At 38.6% G+C, this 21,856-nt stretch carries 18 protein-coding genes and 1 pseudogene; 11 read left to right on the top strand and 8 right to left on the bottom strand.

Annotated features, from left to right (window positions below):
• Nucleotides 1-391 precede the first annotated feature (391 nt).
• The 3 genes from BCL90_RS07465 to BCL90_RS07455 all read right to left on the bottom strand — a co-directional run bounded on the left by BCL90_RS07465 (nucleotide 392) and on the right by BCL90_RS07455 (nucleotide 4,464).
• Nucleotides 392-1,129 (bottom strand): (Fe-S)-binding protein, encoded by a 738-nt coding sequence (locus BCL90_RS07465; RefSeq protein ID WP_121283342.1) that lies wholly within the window; start codon nucleotides 1,127-1,129, stop codon nucleotides 392-394.
• Nucleotides 1,130-1,153: 24 nt separating this feature from the next.
• Entirely contained in the window at nucleotides 1,154-2,461 is a 1,308-nt protein-coding gene (locus BCL90_RS07460) for an MFS transporter (RefSeq protein WP_121283341.1), read from the bottom strand.
• A 110-nt stretch (nucleotides 2,462-2,571) separates the two neighbouring features.
• The gene (locus BCL90_RS07455) at nucleotides 2,572-4,464 is read right to left on the bottom strand and encodes a RecQ family ATP-dependent DNA helicase (RefSeq protein ID WP_121283340.1); all 1,893 of its coding nucleotides are present in this window, start codon (nucleotides 4,462-4,464) and stop codon (nucleotides 2,572-2,574) included.
• 116 nt (nucleotides 4,465-4,580) lie between these two features.
• Between BCL90_RS07455 and BCL90_RS26220 the strand changes: the two are divergent.
• The 4 genes and pseudogenes from BCL90_RS26220 to BCL90_RS25395 all read left to right on the top strand — a co-directional run.
• Nucleotides 4,581-4,951, top strand: a pseudogene (locus BCL90_RS26220) (DUF1016 N-terminal domain-containing protein); the annotation flags it as partial.
• Nucleotides 4,952-5,017: 66 nt separating this feature from the next.
• Nucleotides 5,018-5,548, top strand: a complete 531-nt coding sequence (locus BCL90_RS26215) for a PDDEXK nuclease domain-containing protein (RefSeq protein WP_394341703.1) — start codon at nucleotides 5,018-5,020, stop codon at nucleotides 5,546-5,548.
• 15 nt (nucleotides 5,549-5,563) lie between these two features.
• Entirely contained in the window at nucleotides 5,564-8,791 is a 3,228-nt protein-coding gene (locus tag BCL90_RS07445; RefSeq protein WP_166792192.1) for an amidohydrolase family protein, read from the top strand.
• Between the two features lie 291 nt (nucleotides 8,792-9,082).
• The gene (locus BCL90_RS25395; RefSeq protein ID WP_134380605.1) at nucleotides 9,083-9,346 is read left to right on the top strand and encodes a hypothetical protein; all 264 of its coding nucleotides are present in this window, start codon (nucleotides 9,083-9,085) and stop codon (nucleotides 9,344-9,346) included.
• Nucleotides 9,347-9,499: 153 nt separating this feature from the next.
• On the opposite strand, the gene BCL90_RS07440 is transcribed toward BCL90_RS25395, so the two are convergent.
• Nucleotides 9,500-11,695 carry a B12-binding domain-containing radical SAM protein gene (locus BCL90_RS07440; RefSeq protein ID WP_121283339.1) on the bottom strand — a complete coding sequence of 732 codons (2,196 nt, stop codon included), beginning with the start codon at nucleotides 11,693-11,695 and terminating at the stop codon, nucleotides 9,500-9,502.
• 205 nt (nucleotides 11,696-11,900) lie between these two features.
• On the opposite strand from BCL90_RS07440, the gene BCL90_RS07435 reads away from it, so the two are divergent.
• On the top strand, nucleotides 11,901-12,617 hold the full coding sequence (locus tag BCL90_RS07435; RefSeq protein WP_121283338.1) for a hypothetical protein: 717 nt from the start codon (nucleotides 11,901-11,903) through the stop codon (nucleotides 12,615-12,617).
• A 245-nt stretch (nucleotides 12,618-12,862) separates the two neighbouring features.
• On the opposite strand, the gene BCL90_RS07430 is transcribed toward BCL90_RS07435, so the two are convergent.
• A complete protein-coding gene (locus BCL90_RS07430) occupies nucleotides 12,863-14,053 on the bottom strand; it encodes a BaiN/RdsA family NAD(P)/FAD-dependent oxidoreductase (RefSeq protein ID WP_121283337.1) in 1,191 nt (396 codons plus the stop codon).
• A 54-nt stretch (nucleotides 14,054-14,107) separates the two neighbouring features.
• Here BCL90_RS07430 and BCL90_RS07425 point away from each other — a divergent pair, with 54 nt between their 5' ends.
• Entirely contained in the window at nucleotides 14,108-15,247 is a 1,140-nt protein-coding gene (locus tag BCL90_RS07425) for a 5-(carboxyamino)imidazole ribonucleotide synthase (protein ID WP_121283336.1), read from the top strand.
• Between the two features lie 85 nt (nucleotides 15,248-15,332).
• Entirely contained in the window at nucleotides 15,333-15,839 is a 507-nt protein-coding gene (gene purE, locus BCL90_RS07420; RefSeq protein ID WP_108198968.1) for a 5-(carboxyamino)imidazole ribonucleotide mutase, read from the top strand.
• Between the two features lie 179 nt (nucleotides 15,840-16,018).
• Here purE and BCL90_RS07415 read toward each other — a convergent pair whose 3' ends face one another.
• The gene (locus BCL90_RS07415; protein ID WP_121283480.1) at nucleotides 16,019-16,582 is read right to left on the bottom strand and encodes a YqgE/AlgH family protein; all 564 of its coding nucleotides are present in this window, start codon (nucleotides 16,580-16,582) and stop codon (nucleotides 16,019-16,021) included.
• A gap of 46 nt (nucleotides 16,583-16,628) precedes the next feature.
• On the opposite strand from BCL90_RS07415, the gene pdxH reads away from it, so the two are divergent.
• From pdxH to ruvB, 3 genes are all read left to right on the top strand, one after another.
• Nucleotides 16,629-17,279: a pyridoxamine 5'-phosphate oxidase gene (gene pdxH / locus BCL90_RS07410; protein WP_121283335.1), complete on the top strand. Its 651-nt coding sequence runs from the start codon at nucleotides 16,629-16,631 to the stop codon at nucleotides 17,277-17,279.
• A gap of 98 nt (nucleotides 17,280-17,377) precedes the next feature.
• On the top strand, nucleotides 17,378-18,271 hold the full coding sequence (locus BCL90_RS07405) for a 3-hydroxyacyl-CoA dehydrogenase family protein (RefSeq protein WP_121283334.1): 894 nt from the start codon (nucleotides 17,378-17,380) through the stop codon (nucleotides 18,269-18,271).
• Between the two features lie 31 nt (nucleotides 18,272-18,302).
• Nucleotides 18,303-19,325, top strand: coding sequence for a Holliday junction branch migration DNA helicase RuvB (gene ruvB, locus BCL90_RS07400; RefSeq protein ID WP_121283333.1), 1,023 nt, complete (start codon nucleotides 18,303-18,305; stop codon nucleotides 19,323-19,325).
• Between the two features lie 144 nt (nucleotides 19,326-19,469).
• Here ruvB and BCL90_RS07395 read toward each other — a convergent pair whose 3' ends face one another.
• Nucleotides 19,470-19,853, bottom strand: a complete 384-nt coding sequence (locus tag BCL90_RS07395) for a GxxExxY protein (RefSeq protein ID WP_121283332.1) — start codon at nucleotides 19,851-19,853, stop codon at nucleotides 19,470-19,472.
• Nucleotides 19,854-19,974: 121 nt separating this feature from the next.
• On the opposite strand from BCL90_RS07395, the gene BCL90_RS07390 reads away from it, so the two are divergent.
• Nucleotides 19,975-21,483 carry a bifunctional GNAT family N-acetyltransferase/carbon-nitrogen hydrolase family protein gene (locus BCL90_RS07390; RefSeq protein ID WP_121283331.1) on the top strand — a complete coding sequence of 503 codons (1,509 nt, stop codon included), beginning with the start codon at nucleotides 19,975-19,977 and terminating at the stop codon, nucleotides 21,481-21,483.
• 63 nt (nucleotides 21,484-21,546) lie between these two features.
• Here BCL90_RS07390 and BCL90_RS07385 read toward each other — a convergent pair whose 3' ends face one another.
• Nucleotides 21,547-21,753, bottom strand: a complete 207-nt coding sequence (locus BCL90_RS07385) for a hypothetical protein (protein WP_086545979.1) — start codon at nucleotides 21,751-21,753, stop codon at nucleotides 21,547-21,549.
• Between the last annotated feature and the right edge of the window lie 103 nt (nucleotides 21,754-21,856).

Genomic DNA, 21,856 nt, shown 5'->3' with positions numbered 1-21,856 from the left:
GAAATCCTGTAAAAGGTTTAACAAAGGTATTGCTGATTGTAACGTAAAGTTTGTTAAATGTGTTAAAATCAATGGCTGAATAGGGTGTTTAAAGGAAGATGTAATTTGTTTTTTACAATAGAGCTTGTTTTTGAAAAGCAATTGCAGTGGTTTTGATATGAGCCCTAATAAAAACCGTAAAATGCAAATTAATTTGGGCGTTCCCTAAGCTGCGCAAAGGTCGGGCTTTTCAGGGCTGCGCTGCGCTCCGGTACCGATGAAGGATCGGTACTGAACCCTTACAATCCCTAACGCGGATTTATCGCGCAAAACCATTCTCCTCGGTATGTGTCCCACAGACAATGGAATAAGAGTTAAACCTCACAGGTTTTAAAAACCTGCGAGGTTTAAATTAGTATTCTGTACTTTCCAACCAGCCATTACATAATACATCGGCTATATGCATGGTTTTAATCGCCAGATTATTTTTATCAATATAACCCTGAAGATGTAAAAGGCAGGATAAATCGGTAGAAATAATATAATCAGCTTGTTGTGCTAAGGCGTGGTTAACTTTTTGCTCGGCCATTGCAGATGAAATGGCATCAAACTTTACGGCAAAAGTACCTCCGAAACCACAGCACATATCGGTATCTTCCATCTCGATCATTTCTAAACCATGTACTTTAGACAGCAGTTGACGAGGTTCATCTTTTATTTTGCATTCGCGTAAAGCACTGCACGAATCGTGATAAACGGCTTTACCTTCTAACTCTGCACCGAAATAATCCTTTTTGGCTATGTTTACCAGGAAATCAGATAATTCCCAAATATTCGATTGTAAATTACGGCATTTGTTGTGTACAATGGTATTGGTAAAAAGGTCGTTAAATCCACCTTTTACCATCCCTACACAAGATGCCGATGGGGCCACCACATAGGTGTTTTCGTTAAAATCGTTCAGAAATTTTGTGCCCACTTCTTTAGCTTCATCCCAATAACCCGCATTATATGCCGGCTGACCACAGCAAGTTTGTTTCGAGTTGTATTCTACTTTACACCCTGATTTTTCTAATAACCTTAAAGTATTAAAAGCGGTTTCGGGATATAACTGGTCTACAAAACAGGGAACAAACAATTCTACTTTCATCAACAAATTCTTTAGTCTGCAAACTTACAATTTTGCGGTTTCATTGCGCTCGATTTTTTTCAGGAATACTAAAAACACCAATCCCACTATAAAAAATGATGCCAAAGCGATGATGGATTGGCGCATATTGTGTGTTAAACCTTCGATAAATGCAAAACTAAACAGGCCAATTACGATTGCCAATTTCTCTGTGGCATCGTAGAAACTAAAAAATGAAGCGGTGTCGGTTGTATTTTCCGGAATATGTTTAGAATAAGTAGAACGTGATAAAGATTGTATTCCACCCATAATTAGGCCGACAATGGCAGCCAAGGCATAAAATTGAGTAGAATTAATTATAAAATAGCCATAAATACAGCAACCTACCCAAACCAAAACTACAATTATTAAAAGATTAATGTTACCCATTTTTTTGGCTAAAAGCGACATCATCCATGCGCCTAAGATTGCCACCAATTGAATGATTAAGATAACGGCAATTAAGCTGCCCGATTCCATTTTTAAAACCTTGGCGCCGAAACCCGCAGCAGCAAGCATAATGGTTTGTACACCCATCGAATAAAAAAAGAAGGCAATTAAATAAGTTTTTAAAAACTTCATTTGCCTTAGCTGGTTCCACACTTTTGCAAATTCACCGAAACTGCTTTTAATAATCCCCTTGTTTACAGAGCCTGCGTTAGGCACATCTTTAGGCAAAGCTTTAAAAGGAATCTGAGCGAATAAAAACCACCAGATACCAACCAACAAAAATGATATTTGAGCAGGCAATGATTTATCCGTAATTCCGAACAGTTCGGGTTTTAGCACAAAAACAAAACAGATTAACTGCAATATCACGCTACCCACGTAGCCGTATGAAAATCCCTGGGCACTTACTTTATCCTGGTTATCGGTTGAAGCAATTATGGGCAAATAGGCATTGTTAAACATTACACCGCCCACATAGCCCATTGCAGCCAGCACAAAGCAAATAATTCCGGCTTCTAAAGTTTCCAGCTTGAAGAAAAATAAACCCATACAGGCAAAAGATCCGATATAGGTAAACAATTTCATGAAGAATTTCTTTTTGCCCTTTGCATCCGCATAGGAAGATAGTACAGGCAACAAAACCACCATTAATAAGTAAGCGAAAGCAAGCGCATAATTAGAAAGAACGGTATTGATAAAGGTTTTACCAAAAAAAATCACTTCGTCACCATGCGATTTTGTTGTAGTAATTGCAACATAGTAAACAGGAAAAATGGTTGAGGTAATCACTAAATTATAGGCAGAATTTGCCCAGTCGAAGAAAGCCCAGGAGCGTATGGTTTTCTTATTATCTTTTTCTATCATTTGTTTTTCGCTTCTCGGAAGACTAAACTGATTGTTTGGATACTACTGATTAAATAGTTCATTACAAAACTAATATTTTATTGCTAACTTGATAGGCATTTCTCTCACATCTAAAGATAATACTTCTTCCCATCAGTTTTAATCTTACCTGCATCTAATAACTCCCTGATGGCATCAATTCTTTCAGCTTCAGTACCATTTTTAATATTAGTAGCCAGATCATCAAGACTTAGCGCTTGCTTTTGTAGTAAAGAAATAATTTCAAATTCAATTTCTTCACCCACCTGGTTCTGGTTTTCGGCTCTTTTTTCAGCTAAGCAAACATCGCAGACGCCACATTTTGTAGCGTGATGTTCATCAAAATAATTCAGCAACTGAACACTTCTGCACAAATTAGACGTAGCGTAAGCCACCACCGCATTAATCTGCTTGTGTAAAATCTCTTTTCTCAGCCCGAGGTATTTCACATCCAGATCAAAATGATCCATATCAACCCTTGGTCTAATATACTGCAACTGTGGTTGATCGGTCTGTTGAATATATGTCAGCAACTCAATGGCCTGCAGCTTATTCAACAAAGCGATAATCTCTTGATAAGACAGTCCTGTTTTTTTGGCTAAATCCGCCTCATTAATTTTAACAAAACCATCGAAAGCGCCGCCATGCGAACGCAAAATCGTCTTTATAATCCCATCGTAAGCCTTATTTTCAATCTGAAAACGGTAAATATCTTCATGACTGGCAATAAACATTATTCTCGATGGTAAAAAAATACTTTCTGATAAGGTTAAATAACCATCATGCTCTAAAAATTTCAATGCAGAAATGGTTTTCAAAACACTGATATTAAATCTTTTACAAAAATCAGCTATATCGAAAGCAAAGGTTAGCCCTTCGCCGGCACCAAATGCCAGTTGAAAATAATTTCCTAAATAATGATATGTTTTTCGGATTTCATCAGGAGATGGAAAACTATCGAGGTACCTGGCCTCTAGCCCCAAAACATCAGACTGATTGGCTAAAAGAACGGCGTAACTTCTTTTTTCATCTCGCCCTGCCCTACCTGCTTCCTGGTAATAGGCCTCTAAGCTTTCTGGTAAATCTAAATGCACTACAAAACGAACATCTGCTTTATCTATGCCCATGCCGAAGGCATTTGTGGCCACCATGATACGGGTTTTGTTGTTCTTCCACTCTTCCTGTTTCAAGAAGCGGACATCACGTTCCAACCCGGCATGGTAAAAATCAGCTTTAATCTGATTCCTGTTTATAAAATTAGCAACCTCGGCAGTTTCTCTCCGGTTACGTACATAAACCAAGCCTGTACCTTTTACCTTCTGGCAGATATCGATCAGCTTTTTGTACTTATCTTCATTACCGAAAACTACATAACTTAAATTGTCTCTCCCAAAACTTTTAACAAAAACATGCGGGTCTTTCATTTCCAGTTTCTCGATAATATCTTTCCTTACAAAATCAGTTGCTGTGGCCGTAAGTGCCAGCACCGGAACATTAGGCAAAATTTCGCGGAGTTTAGCAATCTGTTGGTACGGCGGACGGAAATCGTAGCCCCATTGCGAAATGCAATGCGCTTCATCAACCGCAATCAGGTTCACATTCATGTAGGAAATACGAACACGCACTAAATCAGCTAATAAACGCTCAGGAGATAAGTAAAGGAATTTAATTTTTCCGTAAATACAGTTGTCAAGGAGAATATCGATTTCCCGTTTTCCCATACCAGCGTAAATAGCAATGGCTTCAATCCCTTTCGATTTAAGGTTTTCTACCTGATCTTTCATCAGGGCAATTAAGGGAGAAACTACAATACAAATCCCCTCATTCACCAAAGCCGGAACTTGAAAACAAATTGATTTTCCCCCACCGGTAGGCAACAAGGCTAGACTGTCTTTTCCTGCTAAAACCGAAGCAATAATATCTTCCTGTAAAGGTCTAAAAGCCTGGTGTCCCCAATATTTTTGTAAAATCTCTATTGCTGTCATAAATCGGCAGTATCAAAACTATACATTTAATCCAAAATCACCACTTATTATTGTTGGAAATTGAAAAAAATCATCTTTAGAAAAGATTATTAACTTTGCTAAATAAGAAGGATTAAATGTTAGAAACGCAGTTTGCAGATATTGTCAGCTTAATTAAAAATGCCCGGGCAGTGGCATTGAAAACTGTTAATTCTACATTAATAAACCTATATTGGAATATTGGTGAATATATACACAACCGAGTTAAAAACGCCGAATGGGGACAATCAGTAGTAAAGCAACTAGCAGAATTTTATCAAAGAATGAACCTGGCTTAAAAGGTTTTTCGGATAAAAACCTTTGGCGAATGAAACAGTTTTATGAAAGTTATAAAGATTATCCAAAACTCTCAACACTGCTGAGAGAAATTAGCTGGACTCACAATCTGATTATTCTTTCCAGGTTAAAATCAATTGAGGAAAAAGAATTCTATTTAAAACTTTGTCTAAAAGAAAAATATAGTAAGAGAGAGCTTGAAAGACAGATATCTGCTAGTCATTACGAAAGATCTATAATGGGAAATACAAAACTCTCGCCAGTGGTGAGAGTTTTACAAAACGAGATTGAAACCATATTCAAAGATACTTATGTATTTGAATTCCTTAATCTTTCCGAACCTCACAGCGAAAACGATCTACAGAAAAACTTAGTTTTAGAAATGAGAAATTTCATTCTTGAACTCGGAAAAGACTTTTTATTTATTAGTGAAGAATATAAAATACAGGTTGGTAATAGCGATTTCTATATTGATCTTCTTTTCTACCACCGTGGCTTACAATGTTTAGTTGCATTTGAATTAAAGGTAGATAAATTTAAACCTGAACATTTAGGTCAGTTAAATTTCTATTTGGAAGCTTTAGATAGAGATGTTAAAAAATCAAATGAAAACCCAAGTATTGGTATTCTCCTCTGCAAAGATAAAGATAACGAAGTGGTAGAATATGCATTGAGCAGAAGTCTATCTCCGACTTTAGTCGCAGAATACAAAACACAACTACCAGATAAAAAATTACTTCAAAGAAAAATACACGAATTATTCAAATAACCATCCTAATACATAATGAAACACCTCTATTTTTTATCCGCTCTTTCACTATTATTTTTCAGTTCTTATGCCCAGGAAAAAAAATGGGATATCGAAAAATACCTGGGCACAACAAAAAACTTCACTTTAAATACGGATGAAGGTACCTGGATGAACCTCGATGTAAGTGCCGACGGACAGGAAATTGTTTTTGATTTACTGGGCGATATATACGTGATGCCCATTAGCGGTGGAGTAGCTAAACTGATCAGCGGAGGTGTGGCTTGGGATGTACAACCAAGGTTTAGCCCTAACGGGAAGTACATTTCTTATACGAGCGATAAAAGTGGAGGCGATAATATCTGGATCATGAACCGTGATGGTTCGGGTAAAAAACAGGTTACCAAAGAGAGTTTCAGGTTATTGAATAATGCTACCTGGATGCCCAATAGCGAATATCTGGTGGCTAGAAAACACTTTACGGCCAGCCGATCGTTAGGCGCCGGCGAAATGTGGATGTATAGCATAAATGGTGGCGATGGTGTGCAGTTAACCAAACGTAAAAATGATCAGCAGGATGCTGGTGAACCCAACGTTTCGCCGGACGGAAGATATCTTTATTTTAGCGAAGATGTGAGCCCTGGTCCAAATTTCGAATACAGTAAAGATCCTAATGGGACTATTTATGCCATTCGCCAGCTGGATTTAACGACAGGTAAATTAATGACCTTAATTGATGAGCAAGGAGGTGCTTGTCGTCCGCAGGTTTCTCCTGATGGAAATTTAATTGCATTTGTAAAACGGGTAAGGTTAAAATCTACTTTATATGTTCAGAACATTAAAACGGGCGAAGAGTGGCCAGTCAATGAAGATTTATCCCACGATCAGCAGGAAACCTGGGCGATTTTTGGCGTTTATCCGAATTTCGCCTGGACTCCGGATAGCAAAAGCATCGTTTACTATGCAAAAGGAAAAATCAGGAAAATCGAAATAAGTACATTGATCAATAGTACCATTCCTTTTCAGGCCAATACCATTCAAACTGTACAACAGGCTTTACATTTTGAACAGCAGGTTTTCAGCAATGAGTTTTCGTCCAAAATGTTGAGGCAACTTAGCACCTCCCCAGATGGAAAAACCATCGTTTTTAATGCGGCAGGATATCTATACAAACAAGAATTACCAACTGGTACACCAGAAAGATTAACGAATGGTTTGGATTTCGAATTCGAACCGGCTTTTAGTCCGGATGGAAAATATGTTGTTTATACCACCTGGAGCGATGAATTACGTGGAGCAATAAAAAGAACTGACCTCAAATCAGGTAAAACCATCACCCTGACCGACGAAAAAGGTTTTTATTACTCCCCTAAATATTCAACAAAGGGGGATAAAATCGTTTTCAGAAAAGGAAGTGGCAACGACGTTTTAGGTTATAATTATGGCCGTGGAACCGGAATTTTCATCATGCCAGCCAATGGAGGGTCAAAAACTTTAGTTTCTGATAACGGTATCCGTCCACAGTTTAATAATACTGATACCCGTATTTATTTCCAGAGTTATGCAGATGGTAAAAAGGCATTAAAAAGCATCGATTTAAACGGCGCTAACGAAAGAACACACTTTACTTCACAATATGCCAATCAGTTCGTCATCAGTCCTGACAATAAGTGGGTGGCCTTTAACGAATTATTTAACGTTTACATCACACCGATGATCAATATTGGTACAGCACAGGATGCATCGGCAGGTAATAATGCTATTCCGGTTACCAAAGTAACTACCGACGGTGGAACATACATTCAATGGAGCAACGATAGTAAAAGCCTGCATTGGACATTAGGACCGAAATATTTCACCATTGATGTAAACAGTGCTTTCAATTTTGATGGCACTACGCCTAAAACAGAAGCTTCATCTATCGATATCAATCTGGTTTTAAAATCTGATGTACCTGGCGGGATAGTGGCACTTAAAGGTGCCAGAATCATTTCAATGAAAGGTGATGAAGTAATTGAAAATGGAATCATCATTACCGATGGAAATAAAATTACGGCAATAGGAAAAGCTGATGCGGTAAACATCCCTGCTAATGCCAAAGTAATTGATGTAAACGGCAAAACCATTATGCCTGGCATTGTTGATGTTCATGCCCACTTGCGCACCAGCCCGGATGGGATAACACCACAGAACGATTGGAGTTATATGGCTAATTTAGCTTTTGGTGTAACCACTTCACACGATCCATCGAGCAATACCGAAATGGTTTTTAGCCAGAGCGAAATGCTTAAGGCAGGTAGAATGGTTGGTCCAAGGGTTTATTCTACAGGCTCCATTTTATATGGTGCCGATGGCGATTTTAAGGTAGTGATTAACAGTTTAGATGATGCTCTTGCCAATTTACGCAGGTTAAAAGCAGTTGGGGCCTTTTCGGTAAAATCGTACAACCAACCGCGTAGGGAGCAGCGTCAACAGATTTTAGAAGCCGCACGACAGCTAAAAATGGAAGTTGTACCCGAAGGAGGTTCTACTTTTTTCACCAATATGAATATGATTGCTGACGGGCACACCGGAATTGAACATAGTATTCCGGTTTTACCAGTTTATAAAGATGTAACCACACTCTGGAACAATACCGAAGTGGGCTACACTCCCACGCTGATTGTGGCCTATGGCGGTCAGTGGGGCGAAAATTATTGGTACGATAGAACCAACGTCTGGGAAAACGAAAAATTAATGACTTACACCCCACGATCCATTATAGACGCGAGGTCAAGACGCAGGACCACATCAGAATACAGTGATTATAATCACATTGGTATTGCAAAAGCGACCAAACAGATTGCCGATGGTGGTACAAAGGTTAACCTTGGCGCACACGGACAGATCCAGGGTTTAGGGGCACATTGGGAATTGTGGATGTTGGTTCAGGGTGGTTTTAGTCCGCTGCAGGCCATTAGGGCTGCAACATTAAATGGCGCGAGCTATTTGGGCATGAACAAAGAAATTGGTTCATTAGAGGTAGGTAAACTGGCAGATATGGTGATTATGGATGCTAACCCTTTGGATGACATTAGAAATTCTGAAAAAATCAAATATGTGATGATCAATGGCCGCCTTTATGATAGTGCTACCTTAAATGAAGTAGGTACAAGAGAAAAACTTCGTGGCAAATTGTGGTTCGAGAATATCAGGGGAAATGGCTACATCATTCCAAATGGAGAATCAGAAACCTGGACTTTTACCGTTCCGCACTGTGATTAAAACTAATCCGCAAATTTCGGAAACATTTTTTGACCATATAAGACACGTGAGGTACATATAAGCTTAAATGATCTTACATTCCTTATACGGTCAAAAATATTACAACAGATTATGAGTAGTAATGAGATATTGTATTAATATTATTTTCTTACAGGTTCACGTTTCGAATGAACAACACTTAAAGTATCAATTAGAAGAGAAGTAATTAAAATTAACCGACTATCTAGCAAAAAGATCGAAATAGATTAGGTACTGAAAGGTTAGAAAAACAATTAATTTAGAATACATAGCATGAAACCAAACAAACTTTACACTATCGCATCAATTGTATTCCTACTACTCAGTGTGATCGTTTTCTCTTATAGTGGTTACTACATCCTGGGCATCCAAACCGTAAATTTATTCCTCGCGTTGATTGCAATGTCTTACATCACTTCTTTTATCGCGGTAATGAAAAACCGGAAATCTGTTATTTTGTGGTTGTTGTTGATCATAAATTCGATTATACTCATCTGTATTATCTATTTTCTCACGCATTTTAAAATGAAAATGTAATTTTAGCGATGGTTGCGCTCTTTTTTAATAGATAATCGTCATCTCGACTGAAGCGTAGCGAAATGGAGAGATCTATCAAGACAGATTTCTCCACTGCGGTCGAAATGACGAGCTTTCGTAACATATTATCGCTATTTTAAAGCTCACAGTAGCTTATAAAACCAACAAACCGTATTCCCTTAACGTATTTATGGGTTTCGAATACCAGAAAAGTTCAAAGTTTTCCAATTCTGTCTCAAAATCGGTCTTAATTTCCTGAAAAGTATATACTTTTTCATTAGAGATTGAAATTTTATTCAAGATAGCAGTTAACCACTCTCCTTCTTTTTTATTGGTTTGAACGATAAAAGTTTCCTTTTTATCGTGGAAGGTGAGTGAGGCCATTTCCCATGTATTTCCCTTTTTGGATTTGGTGAAATAATCTGCCGAAGGCTTTCCTCCTATCCATACCACTTTGGCTGTAGGCCTGGTATTAAAATGATCATCATCATTCAAAGCCTTTTCAATAAAATCTGCTGGAATTTTTGTCCTTGGGATCTTAAAATCGAACCAATCCTGCAGCTCATAATCAAAACAGATGCCATGCATGAAATTGAAGAGTGATTTCTTTAATCCATAGCTGAATTTATTGTGATCAATCCCTGTTTTATCGGTATAATTGATATCGTTATTGGCAAAACTCCCAATCACTTCTGTATCTTTTACCACCCCGAATTTTTCAGGATACATCCCCACCGGACTATGTGCCGTCATGGCAAACTGGTGCCAAAAACCCGATTGTAGTATGCCTACTTCAAATAATTGACGTACCATTTCTAAACTATCAACCGTTTCTTGTATAGTTTGCGTAGGATAACCATACATTAAATAAGCATGAACCATAATTCCTGCTTCGGTAAAGTTACGGGTAACCTTAGCTACTTGTTCTACGGTTACACCTTTATCGATCAGTTTTAACAAACGATCGGATGCCACTTCCAATCCACCTGAAACAGCAATACAGCCGGAAGCTTTGAGCAACAAACATAAATCCTGACTAAAACTTTTCTCAAAGCGGATATTCGTCCACCAGGTAACTGCTAATTTCCTTCTGATAATCTCCAAAGCTACTTCACGCATCAGTGCAGGCGGTGCTGCCTCATCCACAAAATGAAACCCATTCTGTCCTGTTTTGGCATATAAATCCTCAATGCGGTCCACAATCAACTTAGCGGCTACAGGCTCGTAAACTTTAATATAATCAAGTGAAATATCGCAAAAGGTACATTTGCCCCAATAACAGCCATGGGCCATAGTAAGCTTGTTCCAGCGTCCATCACTCCACATGCGGTGCATCGGGTTAACAATTTCAATTACTGAAATATATTTATCCAAAAGCAGGCCTGTATAATCGGGTGTGCCTACGTCTGCTTGCTTATAATCGTTTCTGAAAGCATCATTACGGTAAACTACTTTACCATTTTCAAGAAGAAAAGTTCTTTTATAAAAGTGGGCTTCAGCTGGGATAGGATGCGTAATGTTATGGTACAACAATTCGATTGGCAGCTCGCCATCATCCAATGTAATGTAATCAAAAAACTCAAAAACCCGTACATCTGACAACGACCTTAATTCGGTATTTGGGAAACCGCCGCCCATAGAAATTTTGATTTCAGGATGATTGGCTTTTATCCATTGCGCGCAACGAAAAGCACTGTATAAATTGCCCGGAAAAGGGACAGAAATCAAAAATAATTGAGGCCCAACCGTTTCAATTTTCTCTTTTAAAACCGAAATCAGGATCTGATCGATGTAAGTAGGTTCTTTTAATAAGGCACCATATAACTCGTCAAAAGAATTCGCACTTCTGCCTAAACGTTCGGCATAGCGGCTAAAGCCAAAATTTTCGTCGATGCACTCTACAATATAATCAGATATGTCTTCGAGATAAAGTGTGGCCAGATGTTTTGCTTTATCCTGCGTACCCATTGCCCCAAAGGCCCAGTCTAATTCTTCTAAAGCAGCAAACCGTGAAGCCTGAGGCAAAAAATCATCACTACAGATCTGTAAGGCCAAAGTTGGGTTTTTCCCTTGAAGAAAGGCGATTACGGCATCAATGGTTTTTAAATATTCATCCTGTAAAGCAAAAATACGTTTAGCGTTGTCGCTTTTAGGTTTTTGATTGTCTACCCTAAATAAATCTTGTAGTCCTTTTTTAGAAAACAATTCCAAAATTACTTCAATTCCTAAATCGGCCTGTGTAGTGCTGATATTTTTGGTGTTCAGAAAACCTTTTATATACGCCGTTGCTGGATATGGGGTATTCAGTTGGGTAAATGGCGGCGTAATGGCAAGGATTTCGGTTTTCAAAAGAAATTGTTTTTTCTGCAAAAGTACGGGAATTTTAGAAGTTTAAGGCTGTAATTTTAACACTATTGCACTAACTGAAAATGAACTGCGATTAATCCTCCGTGTTTTCTGTGATTCCGTGGCTGTTAATTGTCTTTGAACTTAATGACAAACTAAAACCCCGATAAACACGTTTTATACTCACATCAACACCTTTTCTATCTGAATGAAAGTTTTTTGTTTTTACATCCTGATGCTCTGCGCGCAACTCAGCTTTGCGCAAAAAACATTTATCTTCCCTAAAATTAAAACACAAGGATCTTCTGTAGAACAGTTTACGCCAGCCAACTGGATGATTATCGACCAGGTTAACGGCGACCTGAACAATGATGGTTTAGCCGATTTAGCAGTAGTTTTTGAATATAATAAAGCAATTGATGAAACCCGGGTTTATGGCGACAATAGCAGCGCAATTATTAAGGAAACACAAAAACCGAGGATTCTGGCCATATTTTTTAAAGATAAATCGACAGGTGTTTTAAGCTTATCTACACAGAACAACGATTTTATCTTACGCTCGGAAGAAGGTGGTAAACTGGGCGACCCACTGCAAAAGATTGCGATTAAAGATCAACAACTTTATCTCCGTTTTCAAGGAGGATCAGAGTGGCGCTGGGAATTGGGCTATACTTTTAAATTCGAAAACAAAGATTGGTTTTTAACCAGTGCGATTAACCTTTATTACAACCAAAACAACGGCGATATGACCGAGAGGGTTTACGATTTTAAAACACGTGAATTATTTACCACTGTTGGTAACCTCCACAGAAGAGATATTGCGAACCGTAGAACAAGTGAGGTATTATATTTTTCTCAACTGAGAACATTTAAGACTTTTAAAAAACCCTGGGCATGGGAAATTATGCCGAATGTTTATTTGTAACGGAGCAAACCTCGCCGGTTTTTAAAACCTGCGAGGTTTATTTAGCTCGCCCCTAAGAACCGCTGTTTTAGGTTAAATAAACCTGATAAAGTGGAAAGCCCGGAGCGAGGAACGAGTGAGGACTTGGAACGATAGCAGGGCTGCAAATCCGAAGTATTACAACCGCTCATTCCCAAAATAATATTAACCACCTGAGCGACTTACAAACCTATCAGGTTTTAAAAACCTGATAGGTTTAGCAACCGTTAAATATTCTGCGCAATCACGAAGCCACTGGCCCAGGCCCATTGAAAGTTATAACCACCCAGCCAACCGGTAACATCTAAACATTCGCCACCAAAAAACAGGTTCGGGATTTTTTTACACTCCAGCGTTTTAGAAGAAATTTCGTTGGTGTCAATTCCGCCGCGCATCACCTCAGCCTTATCATAACCTTTATCGCCTGCGGGTTTAACCTTAAAATGATGGATCGTTTGTTCAATTAAATCGAGTTCTGTTTTGGTTAATGCAGCAACAGGCTTATTTAAAGGCAAAAACTTACCTAAGGCATCGGTAAACTTCTTGGTATAAATCCGGTTCAACAGCGTAGATAATAAAGTTTTACCGTTGTTTTTCCTTTCTTCGTCCAATAGTGCGACAATATGTTGATGTGGCAACAGATTAAGGTTAACAGTTTCACCTCTTCTCCAAAAAGAAGAGATTTGCAAAATAGCAGGTCCACTTAATCCCCAATGGGTAAAGAGGATATTCTCTTCGAAGGAAATTTCATCGTTGCTTACTTCGCAGAAAACAGAATTACCAGAAAGTTGTGCAAACCATTCTTCATCCTTCCCGGTAATGGTTAAAGGAACCAAAGCCGGAGCCGTTTCAATAATTTTTAAGTTATGTTTTCTGGAGAAACGTAAAGCAAAATCGGTAGCACCCATTTTTGGGATAGGCAAGCCTCCGGTGGCAATTACCAGCTTTTCGGCGATTAAGATTACGGTTTTACCATTTTTCTCATAACTTACTTTAAAGCCATCAGGCAGTATTTCAATATCCTTTACATCGGCATTACACCTAATTTCTTGTCCGAAATCTTCGCAAATGGAGGTAAAAACCTGTACCACATCTTTCGCGTTTTTATCATCAGGAAATAATTGACCCAAAGTTTTTTCTTTGCCTGCTATGCCATAAGTCTCGAAAAAGCCAATGGTATCGTCAACCGTCCACTGGGTAAATGCCGATTTTACAAAATGTGGATTGGCAGATATAAACTGCTCAGCTGATGTGAATTGATTGGTATAATTGCAGCGGCCGCCACCAGAAATTAAAATTTTGGCCCCAGGTTTTTCGTTTTTCTCAAGCACAATTACTTTCTTACCCAAATAGCCTGCCTGCACGGCAGACATCAATCCGCAGGCACCTGCACCAATAATTATTGCATCAGCATTCATCAATAAAATTTATTATGGTTACTTTTGCACAAAAGTAGCATTATTTTCAAGCGCATGGCAAAACAGATTAGCGAATTAAAATTAGGTATTTTAGGTGGCGGACAATTGGGCAGAATGCTCATTCAACAAGCAATCAATTACAATGTAACTACATTAGTTTTAGACCCGGATCCTGATGCTCCCTGCAAACACATTTCAAATTATTTCGAAAATGGCTCCATAACCGATTTTGACACCGTTTACAACTTTGGAAAGAAAGCTGATATTATTACCATTGAAATTGAAAAGGTAAATATTGATGCGCTTGAGCAGCTGGAAAAAGAAGGTAAAAAGGTATTTCCGCAATCAAGGGTGATCCGCTTAATACAGGATAAAGGTGTACAGAAACAGTTTTTTAAGGAAAACGATATCCCAACCTCTCCTTTCCAGATTGTGAATACGAAAGAAGATATGGAAAACAGTAGCATCCCTTTTCCATACATTTTAAAGCTTCGAAAAGATGGATATGACGGCAAAGGAGTAATGAAAATCAATAGCGCGGCAGATCTTGACAATGCTTTTAATGCACCTTGTATTATTGAAAAACTGGTCGATTTTGAAAAAGAAGTAGCCGTAATTGTGGCACGTAACGCCAATGGCGATATGAAAACCTTCCCAATGGTTGAGATGGAATTTAATCCTGAAGCCAACCTGGTAGAATTTTTAATTTCCCCTTCAACTTTTGCTGAAAGTTTGCAGCAAAAAGCCGAAAATATTGCCAAAAACATAGCTTCTGCGATGAATATTACCGGAATTTTAGCGGTTGAGATGTTTGTTTGCAAAGATGGCGAATTATTGGTTAACGAGGTTGCTCCCCGTCCGCACAATAGCGGTCATCAGACTATTGAAGGTAACTATGTTTCTCAATTTGAACAGCATTTACGCTCAATTTATAACTTACCATTAGGCGATACCAACAGCATTACCAATGCCATTATGATTAATTTACTTGGCGAAAAAGGTTTTGAAGGTGTAGCCAGGTATGAAAATCTGGAAAAAATATTAGCCATTGATGGCGTTTATGTTCACTTATATGGCAAGAAATACACAAAACCTTTCCGCAAAATGGGCCATGTAACCATTGTAGATATTGACAGGGAAAAAGCAATCGAAAAAGCAAGGTTTGTACAAAAAACATTGAAGGTAATCGCATAAGCCCCCTAGCCCCCTGAAGGGGGAACTAATAGCGAGGTGGAAATACAAAATTTTAAAAGAAGTTAAAAAAGAAATATAAATAGATATGAGTCAAGGAAATTCAAATTCGGCATTAGTAGGAATTATCATGGGTAGCAAATCAGATTTACCTGTGATGCAAGATGCTGCTGATGTATTAAAAGAATTTGGAATAAACTACGAGATCACGGTTGTGTCTGCCCACAGAACACCAGAACGCATGTTTAATTACGCTAAAGAAGCACAAGGCCGCGGCTTAAAAGTAATTATTGCCGGTGCCGGTGGTGCCGCTCACTTGCCAGGAATGGTAGCTTCTATCACAACATTGCCTGTTATTGGTGTTCCGGTTAAATCATCAAACTCTATTGATGGATGGGATAGTATCTTATCAATCTTACAAATGCCAAATGGCATTCCTGTTGCCACAGTTGCTTTAAACGCGGCTAAAAATGCAGGTTTATTAGCAACTCAAATCTTAGCAACTGCTGATGAATCTTTAACGGTTAAAATGCAGGCTTATAAAGATGAGTTGAGAAGAAAAGTTGAAGAAAGCGCTGATAGTCTTGAGTCTTAAACGTCAATTATAAACTGAAAGAGTCGTCATTTCGAGCGGAGTGCAACGTAGTCGAGAAATCTATCTAGGCAGATCTCTCCATTCCACTGCGTTTCATCCGATAGCTATCGGATCGAGATGACGACTACTTTATATAAAAAATGTCAACAGAAAACTGCCAATTACCAACTGAAAACTGATTAGTTCAAACTTGGATCTACCGGAAAATTACTGATGTGTGCATATTTCGGGCCAAGGTTTACAATTACATCCCGCCAAAGTTTTTCATCATCATTACTGAAAATGAGATCAGGGTTAAAGGTGTCGCTCACCATCCATGCATTTTGATCAATTTCCTGGTCAAGTTGTCCATGATCCCAGCCTGAATACCCCATAAAAAACTTCACCTCCTCCTGGCTTATGGCATTGGTATTTAACAGGATTTTAAGGGTTTCAAAATTACCTCCCCAATACAATCCATTCCCAATTGGCTCCCCACTCTGTAATTTATCGTAACACCTATGAATAAAATGCAAAGTATCTGCAGCAACAGGTCCGCCGAAATAAATGTAATTTTTTGCATCCCATAAGTCCTGAATTACGTCGTTCAACATCAGATTCCCTACCTGGTTAAGAATGTAACCTACTGTTCCATCATCACCATGTTCGGTTAACAACACAACGGATCTTTTAAAATTCGGATCGGCCATAAATGGTTCTGAGATGAGCAAGCGGCCAGTTTTTGGTTTTATATTGTTCAGCATGATGATAATCATTTGTTACACCGTAAAAGATGCCTATTTTTGTTAAATGCAAGTTACAAATGAATTTCTACAAAACCTGCGCCAAGATTACAAAAGCGCTTCGCTGGACGAATCTGACGTTGACCAAGATCCGATTGTCCAGTTTCAAAAATGGTTTCAACACGCAGTTGATGCCCAGATATATGAGCCTAATGTAATGACTTTAGCTACGGCTGATAAAGCTGGCCGGCCAGATGCCCGTATTGTGCTGTTAAAAGGGGTTGATGGAGACGGTTTTAGGTTTTTCACCAATTACCTGAGTGCCAAAGGAAAAGAACTCAAACGCAATCCTTATGCAGCTTTGGTGTTTTTCTGGCCGGAGCTTGAAAGACAGGTGAGAATTGAAGGAACAGTAGAAAAATTGGATAAAGAAACATCGGAAGCCTATTTCAACACCAGACCGATTGCCAGTCAGATTGGAGCGGTAGTTTCACCACAAAGCCAGATTATTCCGGACAGGACATTTTTGGAAGAAAAAGTTGAAGAGCTTAAAGCTAAAAGTTCCGATAAAAGCATTGCGAAACCGGCACACTGGGGAGGTTATATTGTAAAACCGACAAGAATAGAGTTTTGGCAAGGAAGAAGAAGCAGGTTACACGATAGGATAAACTTCGAATTGATAAAAGGCCTCTGGACTAAAACCAGGTTAGCACCATAAGGTTATTTATAAAAATCAAAAGAGATCGGCTTTACAGCAAGATCTTTATTTCAACTAATCGTTTACTCGTAAATTCTCTTTTTCTAATCTCCTAAAGGATGAAACAAATTGCAGTTATAGGATCTGGCACCATGGGAAATGGCATCGCCCATACCTTCGCACAATTCAATTATAAAGTCAACCTGATTGATATCAATCAGCCTGCATTGGACAAGGCCATACAAACCATTACCAAAAATTTAGACAGGCAGGTTGCCAAAGGAACCTTAACAGAAGATCAGAAAGCGGTCACTCTGAATAACATCTCTACCTACACATCAATTAAGGATGGTGTTCAAAGTTCCGATTTAATTGTAGAAGCTGCTACCGAAAATGTAGACTTAAAATTAAAAATTTTTAAGGATTTAGATGAGTATGCGCCTGCACATGCTATTCTTGCTTCCAATACTTCCTCTATTTCCATTACGCAAATTGCTGCCGTAACCAGAAGAGGTGATCAGGTAATCGGAATGCACTTTATGAACCCGGTTCCGGTAATGAAGTTAGTAGAAGTAATAAGAGGTTATGCCACTAGTGATGAGACGACCAATACCATTATGTCACTTTCTCAAAGTTTGGAGAAAGTTCCTGTTGAGGTAAATGATTATCCTGGTTTTGTGGCCAATCGCATTTTAATGCCGATGATCAATGAAGCCATTTACACGCTTTATGAAGGTGTAGCTGGTGTGTATGAAATTGATACCGTGATGAAACTTGGAATGGCACACCCTATGGGACCTCTGCAGTTAGCTGATTTTATTGGTCTGGATGTTTGTTTGGCCATATTAAAAGTATTGAACGATGGTTTTGGTAACCCTAAATATGCGCCATGCCCTTTACTGGTAAATATGGTTGCCGCAGGTAAAAAAGGTGTTAAAAGCGGCGAAGGCTTTTATCAATACACAGCAGGATCAAAAGAACTAGTCATTTCTGATAAATTTAAAAGATCCTAATTTTTTTAGCATTTAATTTTATATTTGCCGTATGAATGAGAACCTGGACCCTGAAGCAAGCAACCTGACCCCTACCGATCGTGATATTGAAAGGGTTTTAAGGCCGCAGGCTTTCGAAGATTTTACGGGACAGGAAAAAGTGATGGAAAACCTGAAGATTTTTGTTCAGGCGGCGAAACTCCGTGGCGAAGCTTTAGATCATGTTCTTTTGCATGGTCCTCCCGGATTAGGCAAAACTACACTTTCTCATATCATTGCCAATGAAATGGCTACTGGTATCAAAGTAACCTCTGGTCCGGTATTGGATAAACCTGGCGACCTCGCTGGTTTATTAACTGGCCTGGATGAAGGCGATATCCTTTTTATTGATGAGATCCATCGTTTATCTCCCCTTGTGGAAGAGTACCTGTATTCTGCCATGGAAGATTTTAAAATCGATATTATGCTCGAAACCGGCCCGAATGCGCGTTCCGTACAGATATCGCTTAATCCTTTTACGTTGGTTGGTGCCACTACGCGTTCCGGCTTGTTAACAGCGCCTTTAAGAGCCCGTTTCGGAATTAATGCCCGTTTGGCTTATTACGATGCTAAGCTACTCACTACAATTGTGCTACGCTCTTCTGATATATTAAAAACACCGATTAGTGATGAAGGTGCATATGAAATTGCCCGCCGTAGCCGTGGTACGCCCCGGATAGCCAATGCGCTTTTACGCAGAACAAGAGATTTTGCGCAGATTAAAGGAAATGGAAATATCGATACCGAAATAGCCCGTTATGCCTTAAATGCATTAAATGTGGATGAACATGGCTTAGATGAGATGGATAACAGGATTCTGGTTACCATTATCGACAAATTTAAGGGTGGTCCGGTAGGTTTAAAAACCATTGCGACGGCTGTTGGAGAAGATGAAGGTACTATTGAAGAAGTTTATGAACCGTTTTTAATTCAGGAAGGATATATCATGCGTACTTCACGCGGTAGAGAAGTTACCGAAGCGGCTTACAAGCACTTAAAGAAAAATTATCCTGGACAAACCGGGAAGTTGTTTTAATAATTTATGCTTTTTTCCCGCAGATCCAAATGATAAAAAACGCAGATCATCACAGATAGCACATGTGACCTACAGATCAAAAAAAATCATTTTAAATCTGCGAGCTTGATCTGCTAAATCTGTGGGGAAAATGGGACATGGTCGTTAAAGATCTAAACGATAAGCTTTTTTGAAAATACTATCAGCAATATTATCAGTATTAAAATTGACTAATAATCCCAATTTATAACCCGATAACTTTAAATAAGTAAGCAACTGTTTATGATGAACATTCATAATAAACTCCACTGATTTTAATTCAACAACCACCTTTTTTTCTACTAAAAGATCTAATCTATACCCAACATCAATGGTAATTTCCTCATAGTGCATTGGCAATGAAACTTGTCTTTGCACAAATAACCCTGCCTTTTCAATTTCATATTTTAAGGCAGCTTCATAAGCAGATTCGAGTAAGCCCGGTCCAAGCGTATTATAAACTCTAAAAATACTCCCTCGAATGATATATGATAATTTATTTTCCGTCATTACTTAAATTTAATAATTTATTCCAGAAAAGAATACTCAAAAATACAACCTCACAACCTATTAACATTTTCAAGAAAACATTAACGCAGCTTTTGTGTTCAATAGCTACAAATCAAACATTATGAATATTGAATTACGTAAACTAACGCTCGAAGATTACGAAGATCTTAAAGAATCAATGCTCCAGGCCTACGACAGTATGGGTGGTTCCATCTGGCCGAAATCCAGTATTGCAAAACTTATAAATATTTTCCCTGAAGGGCAGCTCTGTATAGCAGTTGATGACAAAGTTGTGGCCTGTTCATTGGCTATTATTGTAGAATACGACGAGTATGGCGATCGGCACACCTATAAACTGATCACTGGTGATTATTCTTTTACAACACACGATCCAAATGGCGACACTCTGTATGGCATCGAAATTTTTGTGCACCCCGATTACCGGGGCCTGCGTTTAGGCAGAAGATTATACGAAGCCAGGAAAGAACTCTGTGAAAGCCTTAACCTCAAAAGCATTATTGCCGGCGGAAGAATTCCTGGTTACCATGAGTATGCAGAGAAGTTAAGCCCGAGACAATATATAGATAAGGTAAAGGCAAAAGAGATCTACGATCCTACATTAACTTTTCAGATTTCGAATGATTTTCACGTCAGAAAAGTATTAAAGAATTATCTACCAGGGGATAAAGAATCAAAAGAATATGCCACCTTAATTGAGTGGAATAATATTTATTACCAGGGCATTGATGCTTCGGCACGTTCGGCAATGACAATCCGTTTAGGTTTAGTGCAATGGGAAATGCGTTTGTTCCCAAATATGGATGCATTTTACGAACAGGTAGAATTTTTTGTTGATGCTTTGAGCGGTTACAAATCAGATTTTGTGATGTTCCCTGAGTTATTTAATACCCCCCTGTTGCAACCATACAATCACTTACCAGAAATTGAGGCGATGCGAAAGCTTGCCGAAAAAACGAAAGAGATTGTACAAAAAATGCATGAATATTCATTGAGCTACAATACAAACATTATTACCGGGAGTATGCCGCTTATTGAGGATGGTAAACTTTACAATGCCACTTACCTCTGTCACCGTACCGGCAAAATAGATGAGTACAGGAAAATCCACATTACACCAAATGAGCAAAAATATTACGGCATGATTGGTGGCGATAAGGTGCAGGTTTTCGATACCGATTGTGGTAAAGTAGGCATCTTGATTTGTTATGATGTTGAATTTCCAGAATTGAGCCGCATTTATGCTGAGCAGGGGATGCAGATTTTATTTGTACCATTTTTAACCGATACACAGAACGGTTATACCCGTGTTCGCCACTGCGCGCAGGCAAGAGCAATAGAAAACGAATGTTACGTGGCTATTGCAGGTTGCGTAGGTAATTTACCTAAGGTGAATAATATGGATATTCAGTTTGCTCAATCAGCAGTGTTTACCCCGTCCGATTTTGCTTTTCCTACCAACGCGATCAAAGCAGAAGCAACGCCAAATACCGAAATGGTACTGGTAGTAGACGTTGACTTACATTTATTAGACGAACTACATCATTATGGAACAGTAAAGGTGTTAAAAGACAGGCGTAAAGATCTTTACCAGGTTAAACTTTTAAAATAATTACCATATAAAAAATGCCGGTCAAATTAATGTACCGGCATTTCATTTTTAATCTAAAGCTAATTATTTTCTCATTACAAACCAGATAATCAGGCCAATAATTACAGCCAGAGGTAGCACCCATTTCAAAGCTTGTCCTCCTCCGTTTTCGTCCTTTTCTGTAACCGCTGGTTTTGCTGGTCCGGGATCTTCTTTATGACTTTCATAATCTTTTTCAATCGGTTTCGGAGCTGCTCCTGATTCCGTATGTTGTGGATCTATATTTTCCATAGCTAATGCTTTAAGCTCTCCTGTATAGTGTTACACCAATCAGGGCGAACCATAATTAATTAATTTAGTTTCTGTAGCTAGAACAAGTGATTAATGAAAATGT

The organism is Pedobacter alluvionis (genome assembly GCF_003664035.1).
Lineage (GTDB): Bacteria > Bacteroidota > Bacteroidia > Sphingobacteriales > Sphingobacteriaceae > Pedobacter > Pedobacter alluvionis.
This window is presented reverse-complemented; position numbering and strand designations above follow the sequence as displayed.

Excerpts from the sequence above, each read along its gene's own strand:
- BCL90_RS07465 (WP_121283342.1), bottom strand. The coding sequence starts at position 1,129 with ATGAAAGTAGAATTGTTTGTTCCCTGTTTTGTAGACCAGTTATATCCC.
- BCL90_RS07405 (WP_121283334.1), top strand. The coding sequence starts at position 17,378 with ATGAAACAAATTGCAGTTATAGGATCTGGCACCATGGGAAATGGCATC.
- BCL90_RS07430 (WP_121283337.1), bottom strand. The coding sequence starts at position 14,053 with ATGAATGCTGATGCAATAATTATTGGTGCAGGTGCCTGCGGATTGATG.
- BCL90_RS07425 (WP_121283336.1), top strand. The coding sequence starts at position 14,108 with ATGGCAAAACAGATTAGCGAATTAAAATTAGGTATTTTAGGTGGCGGA.
- BCL90_RS07415 (WP_121283480.1), bottom strand. The coding sequence starts at position 16,582 with ATGCTGAACAATATAAAACCAAAAACTGGCCGCTTGCTCATCTCAGAA.
- BCL90_RS07445 (WP_166792192.1), top strand. The coding sequence starts at position 5,564 with ATGAAACACCTCTATTTTTTATCCGCTCTTTCACTATTATTTTTCAGT.
- ruvB (WP_121283333.1), top strand. The coding sequence starts at position 18,303 with ATGAATGAGAACCTGGACCCTGAAGCAAGCAACCTGACCCCTACCGAT.
- purE (WP_108198968.1), top strand. The coding sequence starts at position 15,333 with ATGAGTCAAGGAAATTCAAATTCGGCATTAGTAGGAATTATCATGGGT.
- BCL90_RS07460 (WP_121283341.1), bottom strand. The coding sequence starts at position 2,461 with ATGATAGAAAAAGATAATAAGAAAACCATACGCTCCTGGGCTTTCTTC.
- BCL90_RS25395 (WP_134380605.1), top strand. The coding sequence starts at position 9,083 with ATGAAACCAAACAAACTTTACACTATCGCATCAATTGTATTCCTACTA.
- BCL90_RS07435 (WP_121283338.1), top strand. The coding sequence starts at position 11,901 with ATGAAAGTTTTTTGTTTTTACATCCTGATGCTCTGCGCGCAACTCAGC.
- BCL90_RS07385 (WP_086545979.1), bottom strand. The coding sequence starts at position 21,753 with ATGGAAAATATAGATCCACAACATACGGAATCAGGAGCAGCTCCGAAA.
- BCL90_RS07455 (WP_121283340.1), bottom strand. The coding sequence starts at position 4,464 with ATGACAGCAATAGAGATTTTACAAAAATATTGGGGACACCAGGCTTTT.
- BCL90_RS07395 (WP_121283332.1), bottom strand. The coding sequence starts at position 19,853 with ATGACGGAAAATAAATTATCATATATCATTCGAGGGAGTATTTTTAGA.
- pdxH (WP_121283335.1), top strand. The coding sequence starts at position 16,629 with ATGCAAGTTACAAATGAATTTCTACAAAACCTGCGCCAAGATTACAAA.
- BCL90_RS07390 (WP_121283331.1), top strand. The coding sequence starts at position 19,975 with ATGAATATTGAATTACGTAAACTAACGCTCGAAGATTACGAAGATCTT.
- BCL90_RS26215 (WP_394341703.1), top strand. The coding sequence starts at position 5,018 with ATGGGAAATACAAAACTCTCGCCAGTGGTGAGAGTTTTACAAAACGAG.